Below are 19,909 nucleotides of genomic sequence, written 5' to 3'. Positions count from 1 at the left end.
TTGCGGGAGCGTTCCCTGAATCATGTGGTCGGTTCCGGATCATGCGCAGCCCGTTTCCTGCTGGCTGAACGGATACTTGACAGGCCCTGTCGGACGAGAGCACTCTCTGCTTGAGAGAGCGCTCCCCGAACCGTACCGGTACGCACCCCCCGCCCCGAGGAGACGCCATGCCCTCGCTTCGAAGTCCCGGCCGCCGGGTGGCCCTGATGATCGCCGCGGCCGTCACCCTCGTCACATCCTGTCTCGCCGTCAGACCCGCCTCCGCCGCCGACACCCTGCTGTCCCAGGGCAGGACGGTGACCGCCTCGTCCGCGGAGAACGTGGCCTTCCCCGCGTCGGCGGCCGTCGACGGCGACGCGGGCACCCGCTGGTCCAGCGGGTTCGCCGATCCGCAGTGGATCCAGGTCGACCTCGGCGCCACCGCGACCATCACGCAGGTGTCGTTGAAGTGGGAGACCGCCTACGGCAGGGCCTTCGAGATCCAGACCTCCCCCAACGGCACCACCTGGACGCCGATCTACTCCACGACCACCGGCACCGGCGGCGACCAGACGCTGGCGGTCAACGGATCCGGCCGTTACGTGCGGATGTACGGCACCCAGCGCTCCACCCAGTACGGCTACTCGCTGTGGGAGTTCCAGGTCTACGGCACCATCGGTTCCACCGGCCCGGACCCCGACCCGGGCGCGCTCAAGCTGCTGTCCTACGGCAGGCCGGGTGCGGCCTCCAGTTCCCAGCACGACGGGAACTGCTGGGAGTGCGTCCCGGCCAGGGCGTTCGACCGCGACCCGGCCTCCCGCTGGGCGACCAGTTCCACCACCGGCTGGGTCGACCCGGCCTGGATCTCCGTCGACCTCGGCGCGACCGCGCAGATCAAGAAGGTCGTGCTGCAGTGGGATCCGGCCTACGCCAAGGCGTTCGAGATCCAGGTCTCCGCGAACGGGACCACCTGGACGCCGATCTACTCCACGACGTCCGGCGCCGGCTTCAAGCAGACGCTGAACGTCGACGGGACCGGCCGTTACGTGCGGATGTACGGCACCCAGCGGGGCACCCCGTACGGCTACTCGCTGTGGGAGTTCCAGGTCTGGGGCACCGGCGGCGCCCCCATCACCCCGCCGCCGCTCCCGCCCGACCCGGCCGACCCGCCAAGGCTCGTCTGGAGTGACGAGTTCAACGGCGCGGCGGGGACCAGACCCGACGCGGCCAAGTGGACCCAGGACCCGGGAACCGGCCCGAACAACGAGCTGGAGTACTACAACCCCAACAACACCGCCATGGACGGCAACGGCAACCTCGCCATCACGGCACGGCAGGAGGCCACCCCCGGGTCGGTGTGCCCGGGCGGGACCTGCCAGTACACCTCGGGCCGGATCAACACCGGCGGCAGGTTCACCTTCACCTACGGCCGGGTCGAGGCCCGCGTCAAGGTCCCGAAGGGCAACGGCCTGTGGCCGGCGTTCTGGATGATGGGCGCCGACTTCCTCACCGGCAGGCCGTGGCCGTACAACGGCGAGATCGACATCCTGGAAGTCCTCGGCAAGGACGTCAAGACCGCCTACTCGACGGTCCACGCACCCGCCTACAACGGCGGCGGCGGTGTCGGCAGCCCGTACACGCTGCCGACAGGCGCGGACTTCTCCGACGACTTCCACGTCTGGGCGGCCAACTGGGACAGCAAGGGCATCGTCTACACCCTGGACGGCCGGACCGTCCTCACCGTCAGCAAGGACCAGGTCGAGGCGACGCGGGGCCCGTGGGTCTTCGATCACCCCTTCTACATCATCCTCAACCTCGCGGTCGGCGGCGACTGGCCAGGACCGCCGGACGCGAGCACGGGTCTCCCCAAGCAGATGCTCGTCGACTACGTACGCGTCTACCAGTAACTCCACCGCACCCCGGTACGGCTCGCGCGAGCGGTACCGGGGACCTCCCGAAGGAGTCACCCATGCACCCGGTACTCTCCCCGGCCGGCCTCCGACGCCGGCTACGCCCGCTGACCCTGATGACCACACTGCTGGCGCTCCTGGGCACGTCCCTCGTCCTGCACACCCCGCAGGCCGCCGGCTCGTCCGCGGCGGTCGTCCGGGTGGCGGAGTTCCTCGCCGACTGCCCGTTCAGCCACCGCCTGCCCGACGACCCGATCGTCTTCCCCGGACTTCCCGGCGCGTCACACATGCACAGCTTCTTCGGCAGCACCGCCACCAACGCCCACACGACGCTGGCGTCCCTGCAGAGCTCCCCGAGCAACTGCAACCCGCGCGTCGACCTGTCGTCGTACTGGGTGCCGACCCTCTACAAGGGCAACACCCCGGTGGAACCCACCGGCACCACGTTCTACTACCTGGGGGAGGGCGTCCGCGACGACATCATCGCGCGGACCCAGCCGCTGCCCCTGGGCCTGCGGATCGTCGCGGGCAACGCCAAGGCGACCGGGATCGACGATCCCAGCGGCAACGCGCGCTGGTCGTGCCTGCACGCCGGGCACGTGGGGGCCGCCAAGGACTTCGTCAACTGCCCGGCGGGCACCATGCTGGAGTCCTACCTGGACTTCCCGCAGTGCTGGAACGGCAGGGACCTGGACTCGGCCGACCACAAGAGCCACATGGCCTACCCGGTGGGCGGTGCCTGTCCCGCCTCGCACCCGGTTCCGGTGCCGAAGCTACGCCAGGTGCTGAGGTACCCGGTCAGCGGTGACCCGGCACAGCTGCGGCTGGCGTCCGGGCGCGGATACACGATGCACGGCGACTTCTTCAACGCCTGGCCCCCGGCCGAGATGGAGCGCCGCCTGCGCGACTGCATCCGCCCGATCATCAAGTGCGGCGCGGACGGCACGCCGTCCTGACACCGGTGCGGGCCCCGCCACCGGGCCCCGCCACCGGGGCCGGGCGGGGCCGATCGGACCGGCGACGCGGGTGTCCCCATCGTGCCTACTGGCCCGTGGCCTCAGCCGTCTGCGCCTCCTCGGCGAGAGTGCCGCACTTGAAACCCGTCTCGCGCTCCGGTTCGAGCTGGATGGATTCGAGGATGGTCTTGTCCATGGAGCGACGGATGGTCTCGAACCTGTCGCAGTCGTAGAGGACGTACGCGCCGTTGCTCTCGCCGAGCAGCATCATCCACCGGCTGTCGTAGAGCGGCTTGTCGTTCTCGGCGCTCCGGAGAACGGCCCACTGGTCCTGGAAGCCGACGTAGGTGATGAGCTCGTTGGCCTTTCCCGTCTCCTGCACCTCGATCGCCCCCAGGGTCATCTGCATGATCAGCAGGAATCCCAGGCCGAGGCCGGTGAGGGCGCCGACGAGCACCTTCATCCCGGCGCGGCCGACGGGCTTGCGGCGCAGCAGCCGGAACGGCACCAGGAAGGCCAGTACGCCCAGCCCCACGGCCACGACGACCTTGACGGCGAGGTCGGTGTCGCCGAAGACGTCGAGCAGGCCCCAGTAGGTCGCACCGCACCACAGCGCGGCGATCGCGGCGATCAGCCAGGGCCGCCGCCGTACGGCGTTCACGAGCCTGCCGACCGTGCCGAAGGTCACCTTGTCGGCCAGCCAGCCCAGCCCGACGATGACGCCGAGCGCCGGCAGGGCGACCAGCAGCAGCAGGATCAGGGTGCCCATCAGCCGGCCGAGCAGGACCGACTGGTCGATCCCCGCCTGCTCCGGGGTGATCTGGAACACCGAGTACATCGACTGAACGCCGAGGTAGAGCACGGCGTAGAGCGCGACGCCGATCGGGACGATGACCGAGCCGATGCGCTCGATCATCTCCAGGACGCCGCCGCTGTTCTCCTCTGCTGGATCTGCCGGATCTGTTGGAGGAGTGTCTTGCGAAGTAGGGGGAATATATACAGGTTGCTCAGAAATATCCTGGCTTGTCATGAAGAGTGATCATAAGCCGTAACGATTGACGCAACACTGCTAAGAGACAAACGCGTCATCCCCTCGGTCATCCATGCGAAAGCCCCCGGAATCGGCACCGCTCCGGTCCCCGCGCTCCTCGTGCGTCGTCACGCCTGGCGGTCAGGAGTGTTCGTACCAACCTCCGTGATGTCCACCTGATCTGTGAAAAGTAACTATAAGTTTTTGCTGCGCAACTTAAAGTGATGGCACTAGCCTGCCTACCGGCGAGAGACCGACGAAGGTGGGGACATGCTGGCGGAAGGTGGAGTGGCCGTGGTCACCGGTGCGGCACAGGGCATCGGCGAGGCGGTGGCGCGAGCCCTGACGGCGGCGGGCACGCGGGTCGCCGCGCTCGACGTGAACGCCGAGCGGGTCGAGCGGGTCGCCGCCGGGCTCGGCACCGCGGTCGCCTACCCCTGCCAGGTCACCGACAGCGCCGCCGTCGACGACGTCGTCGCGAGGGTCGAGGCCGACCTCGGCCCGATCGAGTTGCTCGTCAACGTGGCCGGAGTGCTCTGCTCGGGATCGGCCGTCGCCCTCAGCGACGACGACTGGGCCCGGACCTTCGCCGTCAACACCGGCGGGGTCTTCCACCTGTCCCGGGCGGTCGCCCGCCGGATGATCCCCCGTAGATCCGGGGCGATCGTCACCGTGGGTTCCAACGCCGCGGGCGTGCCGCGGATGAACATGTCGGCCTACGCGGCCTCCAAGGCGGCGGCCGCGCAGTTCACCAAGTGCCTCGGCCTGGAGTTGGCGCCGTACGGCATCCGCTGCAACGTGGTGTCGCCCGGTTCCACCGACACCCCCATGCAGCGCGCCCTGTGGACCGGCGGCCACGACGCGCGGGCGGCCATCGAAGGATCGCCGGCCACCTTCCGGGTGGGCATCCCCCTCGGCCGCCTGGCCGACCCGGAGGACATCGCGAACGCGGTCCTCTTCCTGGCCTCCGACCGCGCCAGGCACATCACCATGCAGGACCTGTACGTCGACGGGGGCGCCACGCTCCGGTAGCGGCAGTCCTCTCCCAGCACCGGCCGCCCGCCGGCGCTGATCCCTCCTATTCCTGGATCCCCTCCTGACAGGAGAGCTTTTCCCATGTCGCCGAACGACGCCCTCACCATGTCCCGAATGCCGGACCTCCTGGAGGATTACGAACCCGGCACCTTCTTCTTCACCTCGCCGACCCGGACCCTGCTCGCCAGGGGGGTGTGCCAGGAGGTCTCCGATTCGGGGGCGATGAGCCTGCGAGACCGTGTCGCCTCCGCCCTGCGGGACGCCAAGAACTCGGGTCACCCCAACCCCGTGGTGGTGGGCGCGATCCCCTTCCGCGACGACCGCCCGCCACGCCTGCTGGTGCCCGCCGCCGTCTGCTGGACGAGCCCACCGGCCGGCCCACCGGTCGGCCCCGAGCAGGTCACCGGCACGTTCACCGGATTCGGCCCGGTCCCCGACCCCGGTGACTACCTGCGCGGCGTGGAGAAGGCACTGGCCAAACTGACCGCCGGAGAGCTCAAGAAGATCGTGCTGGCCCGCGCCCTGGACGTCACCCTGGGCGCCCCCGTCGACGTCGGGCGTGTGCTGCGCAACCTCGTCCGGCGCGACCCGCAGGCCTACGGTTACGCGGTGGACCTGCCGTCGAGCACCGCCACGGCCCGCACGCTCCTGGGGGCCAGCCCCGAGCTGCTCGTCTCCCGTTCCGGGCGCCGGATCACCACGAACCCGCTGGCCGGGTCCGTACCCCGTCACCCTGACCCCGTCATCGACGCGGAGAGGGCCCGCGCCCTGCTCACCTCCGACAAGGATCTCCGCGAGCACGCGCTGGTGATCGAGAGCATCGTGGAGCTCCTGCGCCCGTACTGCAGGGAACTCTCGGTGCCCGCCGGGCCCTCACCGCTGTCCACCGCCTCCATGTGGCATCTGTCGACCCGGATCACCGGCGTGCTCGACGACCCCGCGGTCACGTCGCTGGAGCTGGCCACCATGCTGCATCCCACCCCCGCCGTCTGCGGCACCCCCGCGAGCGCCGCACGCCAGGCCATCGAGGAGATCGAGCCGTTCGACCGCGGCCTGTACGCCGGCCTGGTCGGGTGGGGGGACTCGGCGGGCGACGGCGAATGGGTCGTGACCATCCGCTGTGCCGAGGTCGCCGACCAGACCCTGAGGCTGTTCGCCGGTGCGGGAATCGTCGCCGGCTCGGTGCCGGAGACCGAGCTCGCCGAGACCACCGCCAAGTTCCAGACCATGCTCCGCGCCGTCGGCTTGGACCAGGACCGCTGACCCACCGTCCGGCCCACTGACACAGGAAAGGAGACAGCACCCGTGGCCCTTCCCCAGATCGCCTCCTACCCGCTGCCAAAAGAAGGCGATCTTCCCGAGAACCAGGTGGCCTGGCGCCCTGATCCGCGCCGCGCCATCCTGCTGGTCCATGACATGCAGAACTACTTCCTCGCCCCCTTCGCCGTCGGCGCCGCACCGCTGACCGGGCTCATCGACAACATCGGTCTGCTGCGCGAGGCCTGCGCCGGGCTGGGGGTTCCGGTCGTCTACTCGATGCAGCCCGGCGGCCAGAGCAGCCACGAGCGCGGCCTGCTCCAGGACTTCTGGGGCTCGGGCATCCCCGGTTCGCAGGAGAGCGAGATCGTCGCGAGCCTTCTCCCCGCGGCGTCCGACATCCTGCTCACCAAGTGGCGTTACAGCGCCTTCCGCAGGACCGACCTGCGCACCCGGATGGACGCCATGGGTCGCGACCAGATCATCGTCTGCGGTGTCTACGCCCACATCGGCTGCCTCATGACCGCCTGCGACGCCTTCATGCAGGACCTGCAGGCATTCCTGGTGGCCGATGCCGTCGCCGACTTCTCCCGGGAACACCACACCATGGCCCTCGCCTACGCCGCCCAGCGCTGCGCGGTCACGGCCGTCACCGGTGGCCTGTTGCGCGGGTGGGACCCCGCGCCGCAGGCCACCGAGACGGCCGGTGGCGGCTAGCCGGCCGCGGGAACCCGCTTTCGCGAGGCCGGGGCGCCGCTGAGGCGCGTCACGCCGTCGCCGGAGCGGCCCGCGATGAGGCCGCCAGGCGCCCCGATCGATCCAGGGCGACCACGGCCGCGGCGCAGCCAAGGCCGATCAGCACCAGGGCCAGCCACGGCAGGCTCGGCAGACCCGCCCGCGTGCCCAGATCCAGCGCCCACCCGGTGAGCAGGTTGCCCGCGGCGATGCCGATCCCGGCCAGGGTGCTGTAGAGCCCGTAGTAGGTACCCACCATGTGCCGACCGCCGAAGACGGCGATGGTCGCCATCTCGAACGGGTAGATGATCATGGTGGCCAGGCTGAGCAGCGCCGCCGTCCCCAGGACGGGGAGCAGCACGAGCACCCCGGCGGCGCCACCGGACGTGCCGGCGCTGCCCGCCCAGGGGGCGGCCAGGGCCACCGGGACGAAGGCGAGCCCCATCAGGACCAGACCTCTGGCGATGGCCTGCGGCGGTCGCCACCGCCGGGTCGCCCACGCGGTCAGGCGGGCCTGACCGACGATGGTCAGCACCGCGGAGACCACGAAGACGAGGGTGACCCCCAGCTCGCCACCCGTCACCCGGCGGATCTCCAGTGGCAGGCCCAGATAGACCTGGAAGTTCAGCACGTACGAGCCGATCATGGCCAGCGAGAAGAGCAGGAAGGGTCGGTTGCCGAACACCTCGCGCCAGTCGAGCAGCACGCTCCGTCTCTCCTCGGCCCGCGGGCGGTCGCCTTTCGGTAGGGCCCGTGTCTGGGCGACGGTGAGCACGGCGAACATCACGCCCGCGACCAGGCAGACGAGCCTGAAGGCCACCGCGTTGAGCAGCAGGCCGACGAGCGGCCCGATCAGGATGCCGAGCTGGTAGAAGGCGTTGAACGCGGCGAACGCCTCGACCTTCCGCGCCCCGGCCTCCTGGGCGAGGTAGGCCCGCACGGCGGGGTTGAACAGTGCGCCGGCGAACCCGGTCAGGGCCGAGGCGGTGACCAGCATGGGCAGCGAGTCGGCCACGGCCAGCATCAGGAACGCGAGGGTGCGCAGCCCGCACCCTGCGACGATCATGGGTTTGTGGCCGAGCCGGTCGGCGAGGGTGCCGCCGACCAGGAACATGCCCTGCTGGCTGAGGTTGCGGATGCCCAGGATCAGGCCGACCAGTGCCGCCGGCAGCGCCAGCGCTCCCGACAGGTGACCGGCCAGGTAGGGCATCAGCATGTAGAAGCCGACGTTGATGGTGAGCTGGTTGACCAGTAGCAGTCTCACCGGCCGGTCGAAGGAGCGGGCCAGGGCCAGGGTGCTTCTCACCGCCGGACCTCTTCGTCTTCGGAGGGTGTCCTCCCGGCGGTCGCGCCGCCTTCCGGAGAGGCGGGTGTTCCCGCGCCGCCGTGTCCCGGGACGGTGGGGTCGAGCACGGTCGTACACCGGGTCCAGCGGGTCAGCTCGCGCTCGGCGGGATGGACGATCTCGTCGGGGTCGGTCGCCGCGGGTGTGCCGAGCAGACCCCGTTCGGTGCAGTAGTCGTCGTTGAACACGGTGTCGAAGTAGCGGTGCGGGCCGTCGGGGAAGATCGCCGCTATTCGGGTGTGGCCGGGCAGCGTGCGGGCCAGCCAGGAGGCCACCAGGGCCACCGCGCCGACGCTCCATCCGCCGGTGGCGTACCGCAGCGCGGCCAGGCGCCGGCAGGCCCAGACCGCTTCGGCGGGCGCGACCCAGTGGACCTCGTCGAACGCCTCGTATGCCACGTTGCGCGGGTAGATGCTGCTGCCCAGGCCGCGCATGAGCCGCGAGCGCGCGGGCTGGCCGAAGATGGTCGAGCCGATCGTGTCGACGCCGACGAGCCGGAGGTCGGGATAGAAGCGCCGTAGCGCGCGGGAGACCCCGGCGCTGTGACCGCCGGTGCCCACGCTGCACACCAGGACGTCGATCCGCCCGAGCTGGCCGGCCAGTTCCATGGCCAGCCCCGTGTAGGCGGTGACGTTGTCGGGGTTGTTGTACTGGTCCGGGCAGTAGGCGCCCGGGTGCTCGTCGAGCAACTCCAGCACGCGCCGGCGGCGAGCCTGCTGCCAGCCGCCCACCGGGTGCGGTTCGCCGACGACGACGACACGTGCTCCGTAGGCGGCCAGCAGCCGGCGCATCAGCGGCTCCATGCCCGGGTCGGTCACCAGTGTCACCGGGTGGCCGCCGACGATGCCGGCCAGCGCCAGGCCCAGGCCGAAGGTCCCGCTGGTGGACTCCACGATGGGTGCCCCGGGTCGCAGCAGGCCGCGCTCGCGTGCCCGCTCGACGATGTAGAGGGCGGAGCGGTCCTTGATCCCTCCGGGATTGTTGCCCTCCAGCTTCGCCCAGAATCCACGCCCCTGCCCCGAGGCGATCTCCGGAACCCAGAGCACCGGGGTGTTGCCGACCACGTGCTCGGGGGCGTGGCAGGTGGCTCCGGTGATCAACTGGCTGAGCGAGGCGGTGGCGATCTGCGGCGAACTCGCAGTGATCTGCGATGAACTAAGTGTATATATCATGATCCGTTTCCCCTGGATGCGATGTGATCGGCTCGCTGACGGGCGTGCGCGAACGACGGCTCATACCGCTCAGCGGGAGCGTGGAGTCGTTGGCGGCCCGAGGGGCGGGCTATATGCGGGAAACGGATTTGAGAAGAAGTAACGCGGCCCCGGGGGGCGGACGGACCGGTTGCGCGCGACGCCGCGCGGGCGGCGGTGAAGGTGTCGCGGCATCCTCGACCACCGCCGGGTCGCCGAGGACCGGTCCGGACGGCACCAGGACGCGCGTGCCGGTGATCTGCGCTCCGGCCGCCGCGCCGCACAGGTGGTGGTCTTCGTCGACGGGCGGCACCGGGCACGGTAGGTGCTCCGCCGGCGTCCCCGCGCCGATCAGGGTGAGAAGCCCGGTGGCGCCTACCTCGACGGTCGGCCCGGGGGCGCGATGATGGCCCCGGTGGACGGGGGCCACCACACACAGTGTCAGGTGCATCAACACGGCGGCACCGAGTACGACGAGCCCTAGCGCGAAGGCGACGCCTCCGTGCCGTGCGACCCGCCGCATCGATGCGATCATGACCACAAACGTACATTACTGCTTGCTGTCATCTGACTGCGGGGGGTTACTTTATGCTCTTAAAGGCTCCTATGAGCGCTGGAAACCATGCCGGCACCGGCCGCTCCAATGTCGAGTGCTCCACGCTGCGACCGGCCACGAGACCCGCGCCGTGCGCACGAACGGGAGCCGTGTCCGGGTGATACGCCGGTGCATCGGCCGGGGGCGCGAAGGCGCGCCGGCGGAGCGGCGCGTCTAGTGCCTGAGGCCGCAGGGGCAGGGCAGGCCGGCCGGTTCGGGGGGATCGGCCCAGTGCAGGGCGATGAACGGCTCGGTGCGGCAGGGATGGTGCACCCGTTCGCGGGTGATGCGGTAGCGGGCCATGCCCTCGGGCTCTTCGGGCGAGCGGCGCGGGACGGGCACGGTGAGGGTGCCGATGTCCTGGTCGATGTGGGTGAGCATGCCGTGGCAGGGGCCGCCCAGGCAGATGGCGTTACGGGGCTGGTCGCCGCTCATGCCGTACCCCCTGCTGTACCTCCTGACGGGCGGCCGGGCGGGCCGGGGCGGCAGCGTGCGCCGTTCCGGCCCGCCGGGGTCGCGGATCGCGTCATCGGGGGTCAGGGGGCTTGGAAGCCGGCCTTGGTCAGCACGTCCTCGCCCTGCTGCGACAGCACCAGATCGACGAACCGCCTGGCCGCCTCGGGGGCCTTGGACAGGGTGGCGATCGGATAGTCGTTGATCGCCTTCTCCGCCTCGGGGAAGTCGATGCCCGAGACCTTGCCGCCGGAGGAGATGACGTCCGTCCTGTAGACCAGGGCGGCGTCGACCTCGCCGAGTGAGACCTTGGCCAGAGTGGCCTTGACGTCCTGTTCCAGGGTGACCGGTGTGACCTTCAGTCCGGCCGCGTCCAGCGCCTTGACCGCCGCCGCACCGCACGGCACCTGCTCGGCGCAGAGGGCGACCTTGACCTTCGGGTCGGCCAGGTCGCTCAGACCGTCGACCTTGGCGGGATTGTCGGCGGGTACGGCGATCTGGAGGACGTTGCGCACGAAGGTGACCGGGGTGCCGGCCAGGGAGGCGTCGGTGACGGTCTTCATCGTGGCCGGGCTGGCGGCGGCGAAGACGTCGGCCGGGGCGCCCTCGACGATCTGCTGGGCCAGGGTGGCGCTGGAACCGAAGTTGAACCGCACGGTCGTGCCCGGGTGCGCGGCCTCGAAGGTCCTGCCCAGCTCGGTGAACGTGCCGGTCAGCGAGGCGGCGGCGAACACGGTCAGGGTCGTGGCCCCGTCTCCGGACGACTCGCCGGAGGAGGCGGAGGTGGCCGGATCGCCGGCACCGCAGCCGGACAGGCCGGCGGCCAGCGCCAGCGCGATGGGGGCCGCGACAGCCCACCTGGAAAGACGCCTGAACAACGAGGGCTCCTCACTGACTTCGCCGTGCCGACCCAGAACGTCGCCACCGACAATCACGATACCTTCGCATATTCAGGCTTCAAGAGGCAGTACCCATGGCAACCAATAAAGAGGTCTCCGTTATCTCATCGCACATGCGGCAAGCAGTCGGTTGTGCTCGCAGCCCGCGTGTCTCTCGTGGGTCCGTTCCTGTCTCCGGTCGCCGGACGTTTCCCGGAATGGAACAGTGCCGGCGGCACTACGCTGCTGCGTCATGCAGGAGACGCGCCTCGACACTGCTCGGATCCGGGCGGCTCGCCGGGTGATCGACCCGATTTTCCTCGACACTCCGCTGTACCGCTGCGAGGCGCTGGAGCCCGACCTCGGGTGCACGGTGAGCATCAAACTCGAAACGGCGAACCCGGTCCGCAGCTTCAAGGCCCGCGGCACCGAGCTGGTCGCGAGCCTGCTCGCCGACAATGGTCGGCGAGCCGTGGTGTGCGCCAGCGCGGGCAACCTTGGTCAAGCCCTCGCCTGGTCCGGTCGCGGCCGGGGGCTCGACGTCACCGTCGTGGCATCTCGCTTCGCGCCCGCGGCCAAGCTTGATCGCATCCGCGCGTTGGACGCCAGGCTGGAGCTGGTGGACGGCGACTTCGACATGGCTCGCGAGCGGGCGGCGGCCATCGCGCGGTACGACGGCATCCGGCTGGTCGAAGACAGCCTGGACATCGAGACCTGTGAGGGCGCGGCGACCATCGGCCTGGAACTGGTGGACACCGTGCCGTCGTTCGACGCCGTCCTGATCGCTCTCGGCGGCGGGGCGCTGGCCACCGGTGTGGGTCATGTGGTGAAGGCACTGGCGTCCGAAGTCGAGGTGATCTGCGTCCAGCCGCTGGGCGCACCGGCGATGACACACTCGTGGCGCCAACGCCGCGTCGTCACCACCGACTCGACCGACACCATCGCCGACGGCGTCGCCGGCCGGTGTCCCATCCCGGCCGTCCTGGACGACCTCCTCCTGGTCGCCGACGACGCCGTCCTGGTCCAGGAGGCGTCGATCACCGCCGGTATGCGGATGCTCCTCGACCACGCCGGCCTCGTCGTCGAACCGTCGGCCGCGCTCGGCATCGCGGCGATCCTCGAAGACCGCGACCGCTTCGCCGGCCGACACGTGGTCACCATCGTGTGCGGCAGCAACGTCGACGTGGACGCCTATCACCGCTGGGTCGGTGCGGCTCCCGTCCACGGATCCTGACAGTTGCTCGGATGGTCACCCGGTAACGCAGAAGGCCGTTCCTGATCTCTCAGGAACGGCCCTCTACCTCGGGACTTCACTCAACGTCGGGGTGACAGGATTTGAACCTGCGGCCTCTTCGTCCCGAACGAAGCGCGCTACCAAGCTGCGCCACACCCCGGTCACACGTCCGGTCTTGCTCGTGCTTGGGAAAGTCTAGCGGACTTCGTGGATGCTTGCGTCGCCGCGCCGGCGGGGCACCAGGGTCAGCAGGCTGGCCTCGGGGTAGCAGGCGAAGCGGGCCGGAGCGTAGGGGCTGGTGCCGAGGCCGGCGGAGACGTGGAGGTAGGCGGAGTCGTGGCGGCTCATGCCCTTGACCCGGGCCCGGTCGATGCCGCAGTTGGTGACCAGGGCGCCGTAGAAGGGTACGCAGAGCTGGCCGCCGTGGGTGTGACCGGCGAGCAGCAGCTGGTAGCCGTCGGCGGCGAAGCGGGTCATGTTGCGGGGCTCCGGCGAGTGCATCACCCCCAGCCGCAGGTCGGCCTCGGCCGGTGCGGGGCCGGCGATCAGGTCGTAGCGGTCGCGGTTGATGTGGGAGTCGTGGATGCCGCCCACCGCCACGTCAAGATCACCGACCTTGACCCGGGCGGTGGTGTTGTTCATGTCGAGCCAGCCCTCGGCGGCCATGGCGGCGCCCAGTTCCTCCCAGGGAAGCGTAGGGATCTTCTGGCCGTAGTCGGCCTTGGAGGTGCGCCAGAGATAACGCAGCGGGTTCTTCGGCTTCGGCTCGTACATGTCGTTGGAGCCGTAGACGAACAGCCCCGGACGCGACAGCAGGGGCTCCAGGGCATGCATCAGGGGCGTGATCGCGTCGGGGTGCGCGATGGAGTCGCCGGTGTTGACCACCAGGTCCGGGTGGAGGGCTCCGAGCGAGCGGACCCAGTCGATGAGCATCCGCCTGCCAGGGGTGAGGTGCAGGTCGGACAGGTGCAGGATGCGTACCGGACGCTGTCCCGGCTCCAGAACGGGCACGTCGAAGCGGCGCAGCCGGAACGCGTTACGCTCGACGATCGAGGCGTACGCGAGGCCGGCCAGGCCGACACCGAACAGGGACAGGGGCACCGCGGCTGCTTTCCTCACCTTCTCATCATGCCCGAGATCGGCCCTGCGGACGGAAACTCTGGATACAGCGGGGCTGGTGAGGCGGCAAGATGGACCGCATGAGCGCATTGAAGGACAAGCTGAAGGCCGATCTCACGGCCTCCATGAAGAGCAGGGACGAGATCCGCACCCGCACGATTCGCATGGCCCTCGCGGCCGTGAACGTCGAGGAGGTCTCGGGTAAGGCGGCGCGCGAGCTCAGCGACGACGAGATCGTCAAGGTGCTCGCCAAGGAGGCCAAGAAGCGCCGGGAGGCGGCCGAGGCGTTCAGCGGTGCCGGCCGGGCGGAGCAGGCGCAGGCGGAGATCGACGAGCAGGCCGTGCTGGAGGCCTACCTGCCCGCCCAGCTCTCCGACGAGGAGCTCGCCGTCCTCGTGGACGAGGCCGTCGCCGAGAGCGGCGCTTCCGGGCCGCAGGCCATGGGCCAGGTCATGAAGATCGTGAACCCGAAGGTCGCCGGGCGCGCCGAGGGTGGTCGCGTCGCACAGGCCGTACGGGCGCGCCTCGCGTCCTCCTGACCCGGGAGGTCATGGCGGCGCCCCTCCAGGTAGGACGAGAGCCCTCCTCGCCGGCCCTTCGAAGGGCCGGCGAGGAGGGCTCCGGTGTCCCGAGGATCCTTTGCCTACCGCGGTCGGTCAGGCGGCGCCTCGCCGCGTTGCCGTCGGTCACCGCGGCACGCCGCGGCTCCTTCCTCCGCCTTGCGAGACACCACCTGACCGATCCTCGTCACGGCAAGATCCACGGAATAGGGCCTAGGGGATGACCGGAGGGATCGTGATGCCGCCGTTGACCTCCCGGCCGCCCTCGTCCGGCGAGGGCGGCCGGTCGTCGCCGCCACCACCACCGCCACGACGGTCACCGCCACCGCCACGACGGTCACCGCCACCGCCACGCCGGTCGCCGCCGTCACCCCGGTCGGACTTCGGCGGCGGCTTGGGCGCGCACCGATTGCCGGTGCAGCCGCCGAAGCGCTCCATGTTCACCGGGGTGAAGGAGGTCGGAGAGACTCCCCTGAGCGCGTTGATCATGGAGTTCTTCCAGATCGGACCGGCGATCGAGGCACCGTACACGTAGCTGTAGTAGCGCCCGCCGATGGTCACGCCGATCAGGTCGTGCCCGAAGGCGCCGCGCGGGTCGCCGACGCTCACCGCGGAGGCGAGATCGGGGGTGAACCCGGCGAACCAGGCGGCGGTGTAGGCGTCGGTGGTTCCGGTCTTGCCGGCCGCGTCGCGGCCGATGCCGCCGACCTGGCTCATCGTGCCCTTGGTGAAGACCCCGGACATGATGTGGGTGGCCGCGTCGGCGACCTCCTCGTCCAGGACCTGCTTGCACTTGGGCTTGTACGACGTCTTCTTGCCCTCGCGGTCGGTGCTCTCGGTGATCACCATCGGCCGGCAGTAGGTGCCGCGGGCGGCGATCGTCGCGTAGGCGGCGGAGACGGTCACCGGGTCCATCTCGTTGATGCCGAGCGTGAAGGTCTCGAACTCCTTCAGCGGGTTGCCGTCGGCGCGCTGGATGCCCAGGTTCTTGGCCATCTTCACCGTGTCGCAGAGGCCGACCTCCTGCGACAGGCGCATGAAGAAGGTGTTCACCGAGCCCAGGGTGCCGGTGGTCAGGGTGTTGAAACCGCCGGGACCCTCGCTGGAGTTGGTGACGGTGTGACCGGGCTCGCCGACCGCGTTGCCCTTGCAGTCGCGGAACGAGCTGTGGCTGGGGGCCTGGTAGCCGGTGCCGGTGTTGAAACCGTCGTTCAGCTTCATGCCCTTGTCGAGGGCGGCCAGCAGGGTGAAGGGCTTGAACGTGGAGCCGGCCTGGAAGCCCGCTCCGCCACCGTGCAGCCGGTCGCCGACCAGGTTGTAGCTGATCTCGTTCTTCTTCTTGTTCCCGCCGAACTTCCGGCTGGCGGCCATCGCCTTGATGGCGCCGGTGCCGGGGACGACCATCGCCTGCGAGGCGACAGGCTTGTCGCTGGTGTGGACGAACTGCCGGATCGCCTTCTCCGAGGCCTTCTGCGCCTTCGGGTCGAGCGTCGTCTTGATCGTCAGGCCGCCCCGCTGGAGCAGCCTCTCCCGCTGCTTGCGGGTCTTGCCGAAGTCCTCGTTGGAGGCGATCTCCTGCTGGACGTAGAGGCAGAAGTAGGGGTAGTCGCTCACCTCGCAGCCGCCGGGGGCCGCGATGTTCTTGAAACCGAGCTTCTTCTTCTTGGCCTCTTCCGCTTCCTGCGTTGTGATCTTGCCGAGCTCGGCCATCCGGCTCAGCACGATGTTGCGCCGCTCAAGCAGCCGCGCGCGGGCGGCCTTTCCCGCCCCCGGGTCGGTGACGCTCGGGTTCTGCACGGCTCCGGCCAGGGTGGCCGCCTCCCACAGGGTCAGCTTGGAGGCGGGCTTGTCGAAGAAGCGCCTGGACGCGGCCTGGATGCCGTAGGCTCCCGCACCGTAGTAGGAGATGTTCAGGTAGCGTTCGAGGATCTCCGACTTGGTGTACTTCTCCTCGACCGCCAGCGCGTAGCGCAGCTCGTTGAGCTTGCGGGAGAGCGTCGGCGCGATCGCGGCGTCCTGCTCCTCCTTGGTCTCCGCGGCGTTGACCAGCACGAGCTTGACGTACTGCTGCGTGATGGAGGAGCCACCCTGGACGACCCCGCCGCCCGAGACGTTTTTCACCACCGCGCGGAAGGTGCCTTCCAGGTCGATCGCCCCGTGCTCGTAGAACCTGGTGTCCTCGATCGCCACGATCGCCGTCTTCATGACGTCGGCGACCTGGTCGAGCTTCACCGACTCGCGGTTCTCGAAGTAGAACTGGGCGAACTGCTTGCCGTCCGCGTCGAGCAGGGTGGTCTTCTCCGCGAGGGGAGGTTCCTTGAGTTCCTCGGGGAGAAGACGCAGCTCGTTCGTCGCCGCGTTCACGGTCATCCCCGCGCCACCCACCGCCGGGAGCGCCACCGCGGCGACGAGCACACCTGTGACAGCCGCCGCGCCGAGCAGCTTCAGCACATTGCCGACCGCCGACCCCTGGTCTTTGCCTTGAGCTTGCACGAGACCCAGGGTACGTCGGACGGATAACGCAAACGGTAACGGAACCCTGTTTTGCCATGACTTCGTGCTGTATCGCAGGTGGGTGACTAGTCATTCCCGGCCAGATGGCCGTGGATGACCATGTAAGAAATTGGTCCCGCCGGGGTCTGTCGGCCCGAACGTCTGGTTGCGTACGGTCTCTTTCTGCAGCAATTGAATACCGAGGCCCGACGCCCGCGCCCGTCGGCCCAAGTCACGACTGACCACCTAAGGGGAGTGGGGTCGAATGTGGATCACGGATTGGACCTCCCGTGCGGCCTGTAAGGGTGCGGATCCTGACGCTTTGTTCGTTCAGGGTGCTGCCCAGAACCGAGCAAAGCTGATCTGCCGAGGATGCCCGGTCCGGACCGAGTGCCTCGCCGATGCGCTGGACAATCGCATCGAGTTCGGGGTGTGGGGCGGGATGACCGAGCGCGAACGCCGAGCGCTGTTGCGTCGGCGGCCGGATGTCGACTCCTGGCGGGACCTGCTGGAGTTGGCCAAAGAAGAATATGAGCGGACGAATGAGCTGATCGCCGGCTGAGTTCGCGCCGATCCCGTACGGCTGGCGCCGGGCGCCAGCCGTACACGCATGTCACGGGTCGGCGAACGCGCGCTCCAGGGTTCGGCAGGCCGTTGTGACGGCTACCGTGACGGCTACTGGGCGGCCAGCAGGTCGCCCACCTCGCGCAGCCCCTCCAGGTCGTGCACGTCCTGCGACATGGCGGGGACCCGCGCGACGGGCACCGTGGGGTGGGCGGAGATGAAGTGCTCCTGCTCGCGCTGCTCGCGAGCGGCCAGCTGCATCCGGTCCGCGTGCAGCCGCAGTACGGCGGAGGTGAGCTCGTGCTCGCCGCGCGCCTCCAGGTCTTCGGCGGCGGCGGCGCTCCGCGCCCCGGACAGCACGGCCGCGGGCGAGCGGTGCACCCGGTTGACCACGAGGCCCGCCAGGGGCATGCGCTCCTCGGCCAGCCTCTCCACGAAGTAGGACGCCTCGCGTATCGCGTCGCGCTCGGGTGAGGCCACGACGAGGAACGCCGTTCCGGGAGCCTGCAGGAGCCGGTAGGTCTGGTCGGCCCGCGCCCTGAAACCGCCGAAGACGGCGTCCAGCGCGGACACGAATGTCTGCAGGTCCTTGAGCACCTGCGCGCCCAGCAGCTTGGTCAGCGCTCCGGCGACGATACCGAAACCCGCGTTGAGCAGCTTGAACGCGCTCCGCCCGCCGGCCTTGGCGGGGGCCATGAGCAGCCGGATGAGCCGGCCGTCGAGGAAGCGGCCGAGTCGCTCGGGGGCGTCCAGGAAGTCGAGCGCGGAGCGGGACGGAGGGGTGTCGACGATGATCAGATCCCAGTCGTCCGACCGCCGGAGCTGGCCCAGCTTCTCCATGGCCATGTATTCCTGCGTGCCGGCGAAGCTGGACGAGAGGGACTGGTAGAAGGGGTTCGTCAGGATCTGGCGAGCTCGCTCGGGGTCGGCGTGCGCCTCGATGATCTCGTCGAAGGTCCGCTTCATGTCGAGCATCATGGCGTGCAGCCGGCCCTCGCCCTCGACGCCCACGACGAGCCTGGGGGTGTTGTCGAGTTCGGTGAGCCCCATCGACTGCGCCAGCCGCCGCGCGGGGTCGACCGTGAGCACCACGGCGGAACGGCCGCGTTCGGCCGCGCGCAGTCCCAGGGCCGCGGCGGTGGTGGTCTTCCCGACGCCGCCGGAACCGCAGCAGACGACGATCCGCGTGTGCGGGTCGTCGATGATCGCGTCAAGGTCGAGGACCGGAGGGGTCTTCACGCTGCTCCTTGGGTGCGGATCGATTCCGCCAGCTCGTACAGCCCGGACAGGTCCACCCCGTCGGCCAGTAGGGGCAGCTCGTAGCGGGGGCGCGCGGCCCCCTCCAGCGCCAGCCTCTCGTCGCGCTCCAGTTCGGTGCGGCGGGCGTGCTCGGCGATCTCCTCGGTCAGGGCCTCGGCCACCGTGACCGCGGCGGAGCCGCCATCGGTGAGTCCCGCGGCCTTGAGGCCGAGCACCAGCTCCGCCGGGTCGAACCGGCTCTCGGCGGCGGCCTCCAGGACGGAGTCGGGCAGCAGCGACTCGCGGACCATGTTGATGAAGATCCCCCCGGGCGGGAGCCCGGCGGTGCGGAGCTCGCCCAGGCCGTCCAGGGTCTCCTGGACCGGCATCTCCTCCAGGAGCGTGACGAAGTGCACGGCGGTCTCCGGAGAGGAGACGACGCCGTTCACCAGATCGGCGTGGTTCTTGATCGGGCCGACCCTGGCCAGCCCCGCGACCTCGTTGGTGACGTTGAGGAAGCGCACGATCCTGCCGGTCGGCGGCGCGTCCAGCACGACCGCGTCGTAGACCCGTCGGCCGTCCTTGCCCCTGCGCCGGACGGCCTCGCTCGTCTTGCCGGTGACCAGGACGTCGCGGAAACCGGGGGCGATGGTGGTGGCGAAGTCGACGATGCCGATCTTGGTGAGTGCCCGGCCGGCCCTGCGCATGCCGTAGAACATCTCAAGGTACTCGAGCATCGCCTCTTCGGGGTCGATGGCCAGCGCGTAGACGTCCCCGCCGTCGGGTGCGACGGCGATCTTGCGCTCCTCGTAGGGCAGCGGCGGCAGGTCGAAGACCTGGGAGATCCCCTGTCGGCCCTCGACCTCGACCAGCAGGACCTTGTCGCCGCCCGCCGCGAGGGCGAGCGCGAGTGCGGCGGCCACCGTCGTCTTGCCGGTGCCACCCTTGCCGGTGACGACGTGAAGGCGTACGCCGTCCCAATCGGTGTCGCGAGCTCTCACCTTTCGAAGGCTACCCAACGGTTACTTGACAACTCTCCGGTGCCTTCCCGGGTGGCACTCAAAAGGCATCGTTGCCCGGCGGGGCCGAGACGGGAGCCGGTGCCTGCCCCGGGGGCGGCCGGAGAGCCTCTTTCGCCGATCACACTGGTCAGCAAGGCGGTGTGGGCCGGGTGGTCCGGGGCCGGACCCGCCCGAAGCCGGAGGCACGGCCCGGGAAGCCGTGCGTCGCCCTCTCGCTAATCGATCGGACGTGGAAAGTAAATATGTGGATTCTCACAGTGGGCCGCCCTGGCCGCCGGCCCGCCTCCGGCGCCCACCGGGCGGGGGACATGAGCC

General features: G+C 69.8%; 18 protein-coding genes and 1 tRNA gene. 8 read left to right on the top strand and 11 right to left on the bottom strand.

Annotated elements, in window-relative coordinates:
• Window positions 1-167 precede the first annotated feature (167 nt).
• Window positions 168-1,886 (top strand): discoidin domain-containing protein, encoded by a 1,719-nt coding sequence (locus tag ACFQVD_RS29490; protein ID WP_343961687.1) that lies wholly within the window; start codon window positions 168-170, stop codon window positions 1,884-1,886.
• A 62-nt stretch (window positions 1,887-1,948) separates the two neighbouring features.
• Entirely contained in the window at window positions 1,949-2,845 is an 897-nt protein-coding gene (locus ACFQVD_RS29485; protein ID WP_343961689.1) for a DUF1996 domain-containing protein, read from the top strand.
• An 85-nt stretch (window positions 2,846-2,930) separates the two neighbouring features.
• Here ACFQVD_RS29485 and ACFQVD_RS29480 read toward each other — a convergent pair whose 3' ends face one another.
• A complete protein-coding gene (locus ACFQVD_RS29480; RefSeq protein ID WP_343961691.1) occupies window positions 2,931-3,761 on the bottom strand; it encodes a hypothetical protein in 831 nt (276 codons plus the stop codon).
• 384 nt (window positions 3,762-4,145) lie between these two features.
• Between ACFQVD_RS29480 and ACFQVD_RS29475 the strand changes: the two genes are divergently transcribed.
• The 3 genes from ACFQVD_RS29475 to ACFQVD_RS29465 all read left to right on the top strand — a co-directional run bounded on the left by ACFQVD_RS29475 (window position 4,146) and on the right by ACFQVD_RS29465 (window position 6,884).
• A complete protein-coding gene (locus ACFQVD_RS29475) occupies window positions 4,146-4,907 on the top strand; it encodes a 2,3-dihydro-2,3-dihydroxybenzoate dehydrogenase (RefSeq protein ID WP_343961695.1) in 762 nt (253 codons plus the stop codon).
• A 117-nt stretch (window positions 4,908-5,024) separates the two neighbouring features.
• The gene (gene dhbC / locus ACFQVD_RS29470) at window positions 5,025-6,173 is read left to right on the top strand and encodes an isochorismate synthase DhbC (protein ID WP_364153901.1); all 1,149 of its coding nucleotides are present in this window, start codon (window positions 5,025-5,027) and stop codon (window positions 6,171-6,173) included.
• 42 nt (window positions 6,174-6,215) lie between these two features.
• Entirely contained in the window at window positions 6,216-6,884 is a 669-nt protein-coding gene (locus ACFQVD_RS29465) for an isochorismatase family protein (RefSeq protein ID WP_343961699.1), read from the top strand.
• Window positions 6,885-6,933: 49 nt separating this feature from the next.
• Here ACFQVD_RS29465 and ACFQVD_RS29460 read toward each other — a convergent pair whose 3' ends face one another.
• The 5 genes from ACFQVD_RS29460 to modA all read right to left on the bottom strand — a co-directional run bounded on the left by ACFQVD_RS29460 (window position 6,934) and on the right by modA (window position 11,363).
• On the bottom strand, window positions 6,934-8,208 hold the full coding sequence (locus ACFQVD_RS29460) for an MFS transporter (protein WP_343961701.1): 1,275 nt from the start codon (window positions 8,206-8,208) through the stop codon (window positions 6,934-6,936).
• Complete coding sequence (locus tag ACFQVD_RS29455; protein WP_343961703.1) at window positions 8,205-9,419, bottom strand: PLP-dependent cysteine synthase family protein; 1,215 nt, start codon at window positions 9,417-9,419, stop codon at window positions 8,205-8,207. Before ACFQVD_RS29455 ends, ACFQVD_RS29460 begins: the two co-directional genes overlap by 4 nt.
• A gap of 109 nt (window positions 9,420-9,528) precedes the next feature.
• On the bottom strand, window positions 9,529-9,972 hold the full coding sequence (locus tag ACFQVD_RS29450; RefSeq protein WP_343961705.1) for a hypothetical protein: 444 nt from the start codon (window positions 9,970-9,972) through the stop codon (window positions 9,529-9,531).
• Between the two features lie 234 nt (window positions 9,973-10,206).
• Window positions 10,207-10,467 (bottom strand): hypothetical protein, encoded by a 261-nt coding sequence (locus ACFQVD_RS29445; protein WP_343961708.1) that lies wholly within the window; start codon window positions 10,465-10,467, stop codon window positions 10,207-10,209.
• Between the two features lie 101 nt (window positions 10,468-10,568).
• Entirely contained in the window at window positions 10,569-11,363 is a 795-nt protein-coding gene (gene modA, locus ACFQVD_RS29440; protein ID WP_343961711.1) for a molybdate ABC transporter substrate-binding protein, read from the bottom strand.
• A gap of 253 nt (window positions 11,364-11,616) precedes the next feature.
• Between modA and ACFQVD_RS29435 the strand changes: the two genes are divergently transcribed.
• Complete coding sequence (locus ACFQVD_RS29435) at window positions 11,617-12,597, top strand: threonine ammonia-lyase (RefSeq protein WP_343961713.1); 981 nt, start codon at window positions 11,617-11,619, stop codon at window positions 12,595-12,597.
• An 86-nt stretch (window positions 12,598-12,683) separates the two neighbouring features.
• On the opposite strand, the gene ACFQVD_RS29430 is transcribed toward ACFQVD_RS29435, so the two are convergent.
• Both ACFQVD_RS29430 and ACFQVD_RS29425 read right to left on the bottom strand, forming a co-directional pair.
• Window positions 12,684-12,757: transfer RNA gene (locus ACFQVD_RS29430), tRNA-Pro, on the bottom strand.
• Window positions 12,758-12,792: 35 nt separating this feature from the next.
• Entirely contained in the window at window positions 12,793-13,716 is a 924-nt protein-coding gene (locus tag ACFQVD_RS29425) for a metallophosphoesterase (protein WP_343961715.1), read from the bottom strand.
• An 80-nt stretch (window positions 13,717-13,796) separates the two neighbouring features.
• Between ACFQVD_RS29425 and ACFQVD_RS29420 the strand changes: the two genes are divergently transcribed.
• Window positions 13,797-14,255, top strand: a complete 459-nt coding sequence (locus ACFQVD_RS29420) for a GatB/YqeY domain-containing protein (protein ID WP_343961717.1) — start codon at window positions 13,797-13,799, stop codon at window positions 14,253-14,255.
• Window positions 14,256-14,489: 234 nt separating this feature from the next.
• Here the strand turns inward: ACFQVD_RS29420 and ACFQVD_RS29415 are convergent, their stop codons facing one another.
• On the bottom strand, window positions 14,490-16,769 hold the full coding sequence (locus tag ACFQVD_RS29415; protein ID WP_343961719.1) for a transglycosylase domain-containing protein: 2,280 nt from the start codon (window positions 16,767-16,769) through the stop codon (window positions 14,490-14,492).
• 265 nt (window positions 16,770-17,034) lie between these two features.
• Between ACFQVD_RS29415 and ACFQVD_RS29410 the strand changes: the two genes are divergently transcribed.
• A complete protein-coding gene (locus ACFQVD_RS29410) occupies window positions 17,035-17,331 on the top strand; it encodes a WhiB family transcriptional regulator (RefSeq protein WP_012887233.1) in 297 nt (98 codons plus the stop codon).
• A 113-nt stretch (window positions 17,332-17,444) separates the two neighbouring features.
• Here the strand turns inward: ACFQVD_RS29410 and ACFQVD_RS29405 are convergent, their stop codons facing one another.
• Window positions 17,445-18,572, bottom strand: coding sequence for an ArsA family ATPase (locus tag ACFQVD_RS29405; RefSeq protein ID WP_343961734.1), 1,128 nt, complete (start codon window positions 18,570-18,572; stop codon window positions 17,445-17,447).
• On the bottom strand, window positions 18,569-19,573 hold the full coding sequence (locus tag ACFQVD_RS29400) for an ArsA-related P-loop ATPase (protein WP_343961736.1): 1,005 nt from the start codon (window positions 19,571-19,573) through the stop codon (window positions 18,569-18,571). Before ACFQVD_RS29400 ends, ACFQVD_RS29405 begins: the two co-directional genes overlap by 4 nt.
• Between the last annotated feature and the right edge of the window lie 336 nt (window positions 19,574-19,909).

This window comes from Streptosporangium amethystogenes subsp. fukuiense (assembly GCF_042665875.1).
In the GTDB taxonomy this organism is placed as follows: Bacteria; Actinomycetota; Actinomycetes; order Streptosporangiales; family Streptosporangiaceae; genus Streptosporangium; species Streptosporangium fukuiense.
This window is presented reverse-complemented; position numbering and strand designations above follow the sequence as displayed.